Annotated in this window: 2 protein-coding genes; both read left to right on the top strand. The window is 33.3% G+C overall.

What is annotated here, in order from left to right; genetic code table 11:
* Positions 1-2 precede the first annotated feature (2 nt).
* Positions 3-1,724, top strand: coding sequence for a tetratricopeptide repeat protein (locus tag ACYEKI_RS16825; RefSeq protein WP_459212371.1), 1,722 nt, complete (start codon positions 3-5; stop codon positions 1,722-1,724).
* 1,223 nt (positions 1,725-2,947) lie between these two features.
* Positions 2,948-12,897: hypothetical protein (locus tag ACYEKI_RS16820; RefSeq protein WP_459212370.1), on the top strand; the 9,950-nt coding region annotated here is incomplete at its 3' end.

Genomic DNA, 12,897 nt, shown 5'->3' with positions numbered 1-12,897 from the left:
GTATGATGAAATTTAAAGTATATATAATAGTTATCAGTTTTTTTAGTTCGCAATTTTGTACAGCGCAAAAAGAACGAACTCAAGAAGACTATTTAAAAGAATTTCATCAAATAGACAGTATTGTACATCAAAATTTTAATGTAGATAAAATACATACCTTAAATCAGAATGAAATAGAAGAGTTGATCCAACTGTATTATAAAGAAATTGAGATTTTAGATAAAATAGAAGGAGAAGAAAGATTAAAATTCTTTATGTATAAGTTTAGAGGAGGAGACTTTATGTTATTGGATTTATTGAATGAAGCCAATAAAAACATGGAATTGAGTTATTCCTATTTCTATCAAATAAAGGGAGAACTTGATGATTTTTGTCTTTTACATGCGTATTTGGGATATGTAGATTTAGCCAAGAATTATACACGGCTTAATAAAATGAACAAGGCTATGATGCATTATAAAAATGCATTACAATTCACTAGAAAATATTACACAGATTTAGCACACGAGGCAACAGCATTAAATAATATAGGGATACATTTTTTTGAAAACTTAAATAAAAAAGATTCCGCTATGAGCTATTTCTCTAGAGCTCAAGAAATAATGTTAAAAGAATCAGATAAAAAAAGAAGAACATTTTTAGGTAGTATTAGAGATAATATAGCTAATGTATATTTAGAAGAAGGTAAATATGAAAAAGCGAATGAATTATTTAAACAAAATTATACATTCTATAGTCCTAAGAGCTATGCATTAGCACCAGATTATGAACGATGGTTAAGAGCAGGATTACAAATAGGAGAAACAAATCTAAAATTAGGTTACACAGAAAAGGCAAAAAGAATATTTGATGAAATAAACACCAAAATTAAGCAATATACTTTTTTAGAAAAATCATCCATTAGATTACGATACTTAAGAGATATGGAACATTTTTATACGATAAAAAGAAACCATAAAAAAGCATATCAATACGCCTTAAAAAAACAAAATTTAATAGATAGTATAAGTAGAGAAAAGAAATCAGAAATAGCTACTTGGAATGATAAGCTACAGCAGATAAGTATAAGACGAATTAAAAAGAATATAGAAGCCAAACAATTAGAAAAACAACAAATAGAGGCAGAAGAACGATTAAAATTAGGTGTTTTTGTAGGAATATTGGCAATAATAACACTTATATTATTATACCTTTTTATTAGATATCAACAAAAAATAAAAGAAGAAGAAAAAGCAAAATATATAGCAGAACAAGAAGCTTCGTTATTAGAGCTTAATAATGAATTGTTGAATAAAGATATAGCATTAAAAAAGAATGACTTAACAGATGCAGTAACTCAACTCTCTCAAAATCAAAAATGGATAAAAACTTTAGCCGGTAAAATCAAAAAAATACAACTAACACAGGGTAGAGAACGAGCAAGTATTTTAGAAGCTATAGAACAGGAAGTATCCACACATCTCCAAGAAAACCAAAGTACTCAAGAATTTAATCAAAGAGTAGCACAGCTAAGCGATGAATTTTATAAAAAACTAGAAAAAGAATTCCCTAAACTTACCAAAGCAGATATAAAATTATGTGCCATGATTCGTCTGGGTATTGGGAATAATGAAATAGCAATACTTCAAAATATAAACCCAAGTTCTGTACACCAAAGCCGTTATAGATTAAAAAAGAAATTAAATATAGAAGAAGATCTAGACACTTTTTTAGCTAAATATTGAATAAATAATCTTTCCATACAATTAAAAAATAGTAATAAATAAAAGTGTTTGTTTTATGTGTCGTGAACAGATGTATAAAATAAAGATCACAATATAAATACCATAAAAAGAGCTTTAGCATAAATTAGGGAAAAAGCCATTAAAAGCTAAGCATAATTAAGAAAAGAAGCATACTATTTAAAAAATCAAAAAGTATTATAGTAAAGTGTCAAAAAATAAAGTTTTAGAAGTTTATTTTAGGAAGAAAATGTTTTTAATGAAGAGAGGTTTAAAACTCTAAAATAAGACATAAATAGAGGTTGCTTTTTTTGGAAATCAGTATGGTTTTATAGAAGAAGAAAAGAATTTATAAAATACTATAAGTAAGAAGTTTTAATCATTTAAAATTACATTTTTATGCTGTTTTTTGTAACGAAAATATCGATGTAAAACACTTTTTTATAGACAAAAAGTATGTTTTTAAGTTAAAAAGTAATTGTTTTCTGTATTTTTTAATAACAATTGTAGTTTGTTGATTTTTAAGTTTTTGTATTTTTTATTTTACGGTATGTAGAGAAAAAGTAGAGTGTTTTTTTTTGGATTTACCAGACTAAATACACAATTTTAGGTAACCCAAAAGTTCTAGAATGGTGTAAATAACAATAATTAAAACACCTAAAAAAATAGAACAACAAATCAAACCTATATTATAAAACATTATTACTTATGGAATCAAAAAACTACGCTACTCTTATACCTTCACAACCAAAACACTTATTAATTAAAATCATGATATTTTTTGGCTTTCTTAAACTCAAAACAGAAGTCAGAAGAATAGAAAGAAATGATAAAAAAAGAACAACGTAAGTTGTTTTAATGTAGCAATTATTAAAAAAGAAATATACCATTGGTATAAGCTGCTTTTTTGATAAAAGATAGAGAATATAGAAAAGATAATCGTATCACTTAGAAAACAATTCAATTCTAAACAACAGTACATACCCAACTCACATACAAAAAACTAATAAACAATAGTTGATATCGTATCAAGAACTATAAGGTGATTTATACCATATATTGAGATACTACAAATTTCGCCATCTATAAAAGACATAAAAATGAGCGAACAGGATAACTACATCCTAAAATGAAGGAGATACCACTGTTATTGTTTGCGAATAAGTAATGAATAGAACAACTCTTAATACCCCAAATAACAACATAATTAAATTAATTAAGATGCCATGAAAAAAATTACTAAACAAATTTTATTTATAGTCTTCATTGTGTTTGGCTTATCTGGTATGACTGCTCAGACTTTATGGTGGAGTGGACAAGGAGCTGATAACAATTGGACTAATGCAAATAACTGGAGTACAACAGATCCAACAGCATCCATTACAACTAGTTTATCTCCACCTTCAGCAGCAAATGATGTTATTTTTAACGCAGGAAGTTTTCAAAATGCACAAGCGTATACTATCACTTTAAATTCGGCTGTGCAGGCTAGATCATTTTTATTTAATGATAAAGGAAACGCTACTTCTGTACTAATTAATGGTAATGGAGAGCTTACATTATTCGGAGGAATAAATTTATTAGCAGAATCAACAGGTTTAAATTATAGTCATACAGGAGGTATAACCTTTAGAGCAACAACAATAGGAAATACCTTAAATTTTAGCGATCAAAAAATTCCATCTCATATTACATTTAATGGTAATGGTGGAGAATGGATTTTTAATAGTGGATTAACTACTATAAGTTCTCGTAACTTAGTTGTTTCTGGAGGAAGTGTAGATTTTAATAGTCAAACCTTTAATATAAATTTTAATTTTAGCGCTGGAGGAAGTACTACTATTGATAGAAGCTTAAAATTTGGAAATGCTACCTTTAATATAGCTCAACGAAGTTGGTCAATATTAGGAGAATACGTTGAGTTATCAGGATCACCCACGGTAAATTTAAATAGAACGTCATTAATGACATTTAGGCATCAAATGCCAAGTACCTCACCTCATAATATAGAGTATACTGAGGTAAATGTACCTAATACAAGTGCAGCTGTTGTTGATATTATAGGAAACGTAAAAATTAATACCTATACAGCCAAGTCCATTAGTTTACAATCTGGAGCTTCAAAACGTATGAGGATTGGGACTTTAAATTTAGAATATGGTTTTAACTCCAATTTATCAAGAAATACATTAGAAGTTGATCAAATTAATATTACAGGTTCTTCATGTTTAAAACATGCTTTTGTTTCAACTTCATATCCAACTGCTATAATCGATTTTACTAGTCATCCTACTAGTTTTGAACGCTTATGGTTAGAAGGGATTATTGCTCGAGTAAACGGAGTATCAGCGAGTCCAAGTATTGTAGTAAATGAAGGAAGAGATGATGGAGGAAACCAAAATTGGGTGATTAATGAAAATGCAGTTGCAAGAGATTTGTTTTGGATTGGAAATACAGGTAGTTGGCATACCGTTAGTAATTGGTCTTTAACTTCTGGAGGAACTCCTTTAGTTGATGGTATTGATTGTGCTCCAAGAATTGAAGACAATGTATTCTTTGATGAAAACTCTTTTGATGGAGACGGGCAAGTCATGAATATATTAGGAAATACTGCTTATTGTAATAATATGACTTGGGATGGTCTTGATCAAGTAGATATTGATTGGGTGGGAACTCATAACCTAAACCTTGGAGGAAATCTTATTTTAGATAAGAATATGAAAAGTACCATATCTTATGATAAAACTATAATATTATTAGATCAAGTAGATGGAAGATTAGATTTTAAAAATGGAGCAGATAATAGGGCGATGTCTAATACTTTTTTTTCATTTGGTTTCAGAGCTACATATAATCAGGATTCAGATAAAGTATATATTAAAAGATTCCATATGTCTCGTGATGTCCAAAGAAGTTATAATATTGGTGGAAATAATAGAGAATTACGTTTTGGTACAGGAGGAATTCAATTTCCAGGAACCATTAATATGGAAGATGCTACCATAGTTAATGAAGCATCAGGATTAGCAATTTATTATCGTATCGTTTTAATTTATAATAGTAATTCTGTTTATAGAGCAGAAGCTACAGGAAATTTTCAACACCGTTTTTCTCCTACACAGTTTCCGACCTTTATACAAACAAATCCTAATATAGATTTTGTTATTAATGGTAGTGCAGGGAATAGTAATCTTAGAGTAGATGGAGATGCAACCATTAATGGTAGATTAATAACTTCTCCTGGAGCGGTTAATGTTACAGGAAATCTAATCTTATCAGACGATACTCATACGTTTAATAATGCTACAACGGTAACGGTTGGAGGTTTAGATGCAGCAGGTACTGGTTGTGGATCTGCACCAACAATAAAAAGTGATAATGGAGTACAATTTGATTTAAATACTCCTAACAATAGTAATACTAAATTAGACTTTGCAACTATATCTGATATTAATTATATAGGAGATACTAATCCATTAGATTTATCGATACAAAATGTAATAGATGGAGGGAATAATACCAATGTTATTATTGGTTCGGCTACAGCAAAAACCTTTTATTGGCGTCCTAATCCTGACGATAACTCTTATACAGGTAATTGGACCAATCCTAAATATTGGGCTATAAACAAATCTGATGATTTTGGACAAGCTGCAGCAGGAGGTTGTATTCCAACAGCTCTGGATTCTGTTGTATTTGATAATAAATCGGGTAATGGATCACCTATGAATGTAATTATCAATACAAATCAATCGGTTAAAGCTATAGAATGGGTAGAAACGGGGGCGGAAGCAATTCCTACGAATATGACCTTTCAAATGGACAATACTGCCAGACTTAATATTTCGAGTAGAGTTAAGTTGGCTAATCAAATGAATACTAATATAAATGCAGCGAGCCAAATAAATTTTAGTAGTACTGATTCTATTCATGTTAATTTTAAAGACAAAGCTATAAATGGTTTTATAAACTTTAATGGAGGAATAGCTTCAATAAAAGATAGTTTTACTGGAGGAGCTCATGTAGCTATCAATGATGGAGAGCTACATACAAATGGTAATAATATTGAAGCAGGTACATTTTGGTTGTTATCTACAACTCCTAAAAAAATTAATATATCCAATTCAACGATAATTTTAAAAAATATTAGAAGATTAGGAAGTAGTAATCAACCACGAGCTTCTTGGCGAGTCCAAGATGGAACTAGTATAGATTTTAATAGTGAATCATCTTTAATTGAGGTAAGAACTAATACAGGTAATAATAATTCAGGAGGAAACTTCTTTTTTGGAGGAGGACTTACATACAATGATGTTACATTTATATCAACAGATATAGGACAAAGTAGAACTTTTGAACTTAATGATTCTAATATCGTAAGCGGACGTTTAACAGTTGAAGGAATACTTAATGCAAATGATAGTTTTTCTGTGAATTTTTTAAACTTAAAAACTGATCGAAACCATGTATTTAAACAGGGAGAAACTACTACGATTCTTCCAGATGGGAATCTAGAAAAAAACGGAGATCTAAACGCCTTTTTAAATATGCAGTCTGGACTGAATGGGAGTTTACATAATTTTGTAAAGGCTAGTGGTGGAAACATATTTGTTTGTAATATTAATGTTCAAGATATTCAAGCGACTGGAGTTCCTTTTAAAACTAATAATGTAAGTACTTATAATGGTTTAGCAGGAGCTACAGCTGCTCCACCTGTAGGAACAAGTTGGGATTTTACTGCAGCCTCAACTCCAGCTCAGATTACTATGACCGATGCGGTAGACCTTCACCATAATGTAGGAGATGAGGTAGCTACAGGATATCAGATTACATTAAATAATACAGGACCATATCAAATAGAATTTACTACGCCTACTGGACCAGTAACTCAAGACGACTTATCAGATGGAGATACGACAAATGGCGTATTTATATTTACAGCAACAGAAACTACAGATGTAGAAATTACCAATTTTAGATATTTTGATTGCCCAGGAGGATATAATGATGGAACAGTATTAGATGATGTAACCCCCATTAAAGTTCCATCACTTCTAGGAAAAAGCTTAGCTGTTAACGGTGATACAGAAACCTATACCTTTAATAATATACAAGGACATGTTTATGTAATGAATGGTGGCGATCGTAGTAATCAAGTTGCTTTTGAATCTAGATTACCTCAAGTAGCTATTCAAGATGGATTGAGTGATACAGATACAGAAATACTAGGAGATGTAACAGTCAGTACTATCATAGATCCTACCCATATTACGATTAATCCATTTGCGTTTTTAACAAGACGATGGAATATCACAAATACTGGAGCAAATGGTAAAGCGAGAATTAAACTCTTTTTAAGTCAAGCCGAATTACAAAGCTTAAAAATAGCTGCTAATAAAACGGGAAATACAGATGAAGAATTTTTAGGATCACTATCCTTATATAGATATGATGCTGGAGTTACACCGGCAGCAGGGCTTAACTTTGAACAACAATCAAGAATAAATTCAGGAATTGCTACAGAAATAAGTAACACTACCTATTATTATGAAGCAGAAGTAAGTGCAATAGTAGGTTCCTATGCCTTAGGAACTTCTATTGCTCCTGGAGGAGTTGCATCAAGTATTAAATTATGGATTAAAGCAGATAAAGATGTAACCACCTCTGGAAGTGAAGTTAACTTATGGAAAGATCAATCAGGATCTGGGGTTGATTTTGAAAATACTGGTCTAGCAACAGGAATTAATGGAGGACCTACGTTAAATACAGATTCAGATGCCTTATTCAGCTATCAACCAGTAATATCTTTTGACGGAACACAAGGGTTGTTTGAAAGTGATCGAAATATTCTGTTTCCAAATAACCTGCTCACCATTTGGATGATAGTAAAAGGAACGTCTGATGGTACCGTATTAGCTCATGAAGCAGATTTAACTTTACCCGAAGAAGGTATAAATCCAGAGTTTACTATAGATGGAGCAGTAGCTCAACGTACTATAGCAGGAGCAACCGAAACGCTTAGTGGAGGATTAGATGTAACAAAACCTTCTTTAATAGTAGCCAAAAGAGCTGATACAGGAAGTTTTAATTGGGAATTAACCAACTTTAGAAATGGAAGTGCAGTAAACACCACCACATTTACAGGAGAGTTAGAAGCAGTACTAGATCAAATGTCTTTGGGATATAGACATCAACAAGATGGTACAGCTTCAAATGCTCTTGTAGGAGATGTAGCCGAAGTTGTTCTATATGGAGTAGTATTAAATACGCAAGATGATTTAAAAGTTGCTTCTTATTTAGCAGGAAAATATGGAATAACATTAAATCATAATTATGTATCAAGTGATGATAATGTGATTTTTGATATAGATGGAAGTTTTGCTAGTTATGCTAATGATATTATTTTAATAGGAAGAGATGATCAGTCAGATTTAGAAAAGCGTCAAGCCAAATCTGTAAATACAGGAGCAATTGTTCGTATGGGATTAGGAAATATTGAAGCGACCAATGCAGCCAATACCAACACTTTTACATCAGATTTTCAGTTCTTAGTCATAGGAAATGATGGAGGGAATACCAATACAATAGCGTATACTACAGGAGGTAATCAACAACGATTAGAGAGAATATGGAGGGCTTCAGAAAATGGAGCAGGAGGAGACATTGGAGCGGTAGTAATAGAGTTCGATTTAAATAGTACTACCATTATAGGACAAGATGCTAGTGATTTTTCTTTAATCATAAAAAATGCGGATGCTGACTTTTCATCAGGAGTAACCACTATAGCACCAGATTCTTTTACTAATGGTATACTTAGATTTAATGCAGTTGATCTGTCACATGGAGATCATTTTACGATTGCATCTTCCGCTTTAGCGCCAGGAACTATTGCCAATAACTTGCAATTATGGTTAAAAGCAGATACAGGAGTAACCCTTTCGGGAAGTGAAGTAACACAATGGGATAATGTATCCAATCCAGGAAGTGTTATAGCGATGGATTTATCAGGAACCGAAGAAGTAACGGTAGCTTCAGAAACCTTAAACTTTAATGATGAATTAACATTTCCAGGAGGAGCCTATTTTGAAACTTCAGAGCAATTTATAGGAAACGACAATGCATATAGTAAGTTTGTTGTATATCGTAGAACAAGTAGTACTAGTCCAAATGCATTAGTTGCTTCTGCAGGGACAGATAATACACAAAGCATACATGGATTTTATTATCAACCAGATTTAGGACAGCCTAATGCTAATGATTTAAGAGGTTTTCACGGAAGTAATGATGGAAATATTGGTGGAGATTATATTGCATCTACTAATGCAGCTGATTTAAATACTTATTATATAGCAGCATTACGTTATGGAGCAGGAGGAACTGAGTCGAATATGTTACGTATTAATGCAGAAACGAGCCCAGTGACTAATACCACTGTACAAAGTTTTAATGATTTAGGAACACAGATTGGTGCCGATCAAGGAGAAGGAGCGTTTAATAATACTTTAAATGGTAACATTGCTGAGGTAATTGTTTATGACAGAGCCTTACCTAATGATGAATTACAACGTATAGAATCGTATTTAGCTATTAAATACGGAATTACCTTAGAAAACAATTATGTTTCGGCAACAGCAACTACTATTTTTGATACGAGTAATGGTTTTGCGAACGACGTTGCAGGTATTGGTAGAGAAGATAACCAAGGTTTATCACAAATAAAGTCAAAATCATTGCATACAGATGCTATAGTAACCATTGGGCATAGTGATATTTCAGTCCCAACAGCTTTAGCAAATGATGCTTCTTTCTTTATTTGGGGAAATAACAATGGAGCAGCAACTTGGACAGTAACAAGTGCGCCTAGTGATTATAGAATTTTAGCACGTCAATGGAGAATTCAAGAAACAGGAACGGTAGGAGCTGTAAAAATACAGTTTGATGTGGAAGATGCGGAATTCGATGTGCCAATTCTTTTAGGTGGAAATGCTTATCACTTGATATATGATAGTGATGGAGATCAAGATTTATCAGATGAAATTCCGATTAGTTTAACCAATGTATCAGGAGATATTTGGGAAACTACTACCGCTTTAGATATTAGCAATAATAGAATATTCACTTTGGCTACAGCCTTTGAAGATACCGATGGAGATACAGTAGCGAATAGTTTAGATATAGATGATGATAATGATGGAATTTTAGACACTGTAGAATCTGGAGGAAATGACCCATTAACGGATGCTGATGGTGATAATGTTCCTTTATATTTAGATGATGATGACAGTTTAGATACTATAGGTAACGCTAATACAGTTATCGAAGCAGGATTTGATATCGACGGAGATGGAGTTCCAAATCATTTAGATTTAGATGCAGATAATGATGGTATTTCAGATAATGTAGAAGCCCAAGCAACAGGAGCCTATAGTATTCCTGTGACGACTACAGAAGCACAATATGTGACCAATAACGGTGTCAACAATGCATACTTAACGACCAACGCTGGAGGACCAGGATTAGCACCAGTAGATACCGATGGAAATGTTGGTGAAAATGCTCCGGATTATTTAGATACAGATGCAGATGATGATACCATTTTAGACATTCAAGAAAATGGAGATACAGATAATAGCATTACCACATTTGCCGATGCCGATGGAGATGGAATCGATGATTTATTTGACTCTGTAAATAATGCTACTGTTTGGGATGTAAATGACGCCGTAACTACGGGAACAATAGCAGACCTTCAAGGTATTTATGGTGATTTAGATAATGATGCAGCACCAACACCAGTTGCTTTGGATAGTGATTTATCTTTTAGAGACAATTGCCAGATAGTTGTAGGAGTAATTGCAGGAGATCAAAGTATTTGTCCAGATACAAGCCCAGCGACTTTTACACAAAGTACAGCTGCTTCTGGTGATGGTGTTCTAAGTTATCAATGGCAATTAAGTACTACAAGTACCTCAGCAGGATTCTCTGATATTTCTGGAGCAACTTCAGAGACTTATAGCCATGGAAATTTATCACAAACTACTTATTTTAAAAGAGTTGATAAAAATACATTAAATGGTGTTGAGTGTACAGAAGATACAAATGTCATTACAGTAACTGTTGAAGATACAGTAGATCCAACAGCAAGTAATCCAGCAAATGTCACAGTAGAATGTTCAGCAGATGTACCAGCAGTAGATATTAGTGTAGTAACAGATGAGGCAGATAATTGTTCAGCGGTTGCTAATATTACCGTAGCCCACGTAAATGATGTAAGCGATGGGAACTCAAATCCAGAAGTAATTACCAGAACTTATAGTGTTACTGATGAAGCAGGAAACAGTATTAATGTAACACGAACGATTACGGTTAATGATACTACGAATCCAACGGCTAGTAATCCAGCGAATGTCACAGTAGAATGTTCAGCAGATGTACCAGCAGTAGATATTAGTGTAGTAACTGACGAAGCAGATAACTGTAGTGCGGCAGCTAACATAACTGTAGCCCACGTAAGTGATGTAAGCGATGGAAATTCCAATCCAGAAGTCATTACCAGAACCTATAGTGTAACCGATGAGGCAGGAAACAGTATCAATGTAATCCAGACGATTACAGTTAATGATACAACTAACCCAACGGCTAGTAATCCAACGAATGTTACAGTAGAATGTTCATCAGATGTACCAGCAGTAGATATTAGTGTAGTAACAGATGAGGCAGATAACTGTTCGACAGCAGCAAACATAACTGTAGCGCACGTAAGTGATGTAAGCGATGGAAATTCAAATCCAGAAGTAATCACTAGAACCTATAGTGTAACCGACGAGGCTGGAAACAGTATTAATGTAACACAAACGATTACGGTTAATGATACTACGAATCCAACGGCTAGTAATCCAGCAAATGTCACAGTAGAATGTTCAGCAGATGTACCAGCAGTAGATATTAGTGTGGTAACCGACGAAGCAGATAACTGTTCAACGGCTGCAAATATTACAGTAGCACACGTAAGTGATGTAAGCGATGGAAATTCAAATCCAGAGGTAATTACCAGAACTTATAGTGTTACTGATGAAGCAGGAAACAGTATCAATGTAACCCAAATGATTACTATAAATGATACTATCAATCCAACAGCAAGTAATCCAGCGAATGTCACAGTAGAATGTTCAGCAGACGTACCAGCAGTAGATATTACGGTGGTAACCGACGAAGCAGATAACTGTTCGGCAGCAGCAAATATTACAGTAGCACACGTAAGTGATGTAAGCGATGGAAATTCAAATCCAGAAGTCATTACCAGAACCTATAGTGTTACTGATGAAGCAGGAAACAGTATCAATGTAACACAAACGATTACTGTAAATGATACAACCAATCCAACAGCTAGTAATCCAGCAAATGTAACGGTAGAATGTTCAGCAGATATACCTGCCGTAGATATTAGTGTGGTAACAGACGAAGCAGATAACTGTTCGGCAGCAGCAAATATTACCGTAGCCCACGTAAGTGATGTAAGCGATGGAAATTCCAATCCAGAAATCATTACCAGAACTTATAGTGTTACTGATGAAGCAGGAAACAGTATCAATGTAACCCAGACGATTACTGTTAATGATATTACGGATCCAACAGCAAGTAATCCAGCGAATGTCACAGTAGAATGTTCATCAGATGTACCAGTAGTAGATATTAGTGTAGTAACAGACGAAGCAGATAACTGCTCAACGGCTGCAAATATTACAGTAACTCACGTAAGTGATGTAAGCGATGGAAATTTAAATCCAGAAGTAATCACTAGAACTTATAGTGTAACAGACGAAGCAGGAAATAGTATTAATGTAACACAAACGATTACGATAAATGATATTACGGATCCAACAGCAAGTAATCCAACAAATGTAACGGTAGAATGTTTAACAGATGTACCAGCAGTAGATATTACTGTAATAACGGACGAAGCAGATAACTGTTCGGCAGCAGCAAACATAACTGTAGTGCATGTAAGTGATGTAAGCGATGGAAATTCCAATCCAGAAGTCATTACCAGAACCTATAGTGTTACTGACGAAGCTGGAAACAGTATCAATGTAACACAGACGATTACAGTAAATGATACAACCAATCCAACAGCGAGTAATCCAGCGGCAGTGAATGTTCAATGTTCAGCAGATGT

Origin of the sequence: Aquimarina rhabdastrellae (assembly GCA_947387485.1) — a bacterium.
Taxonomy (GTDB): Bacteria; Bacteroidota; Bacteroidia; order Flavobacteriales; family Flavobacteriaceae; genus Aquimarina.
Note: the sequence above shows the minus strand (reverse complement) of the source record. Positions and strands in the feature narration are given on the sequence as shown.

Excerpts from the sequence above, each read along its gene's own strand:
- ACYEKI_RS16825 (WP_459212371.1), top strand. The coding sequence starts at position 3 with ATGATGAAATTTAAAGTATATATAATAGTTATCAGTTTTTTTAGTTCG.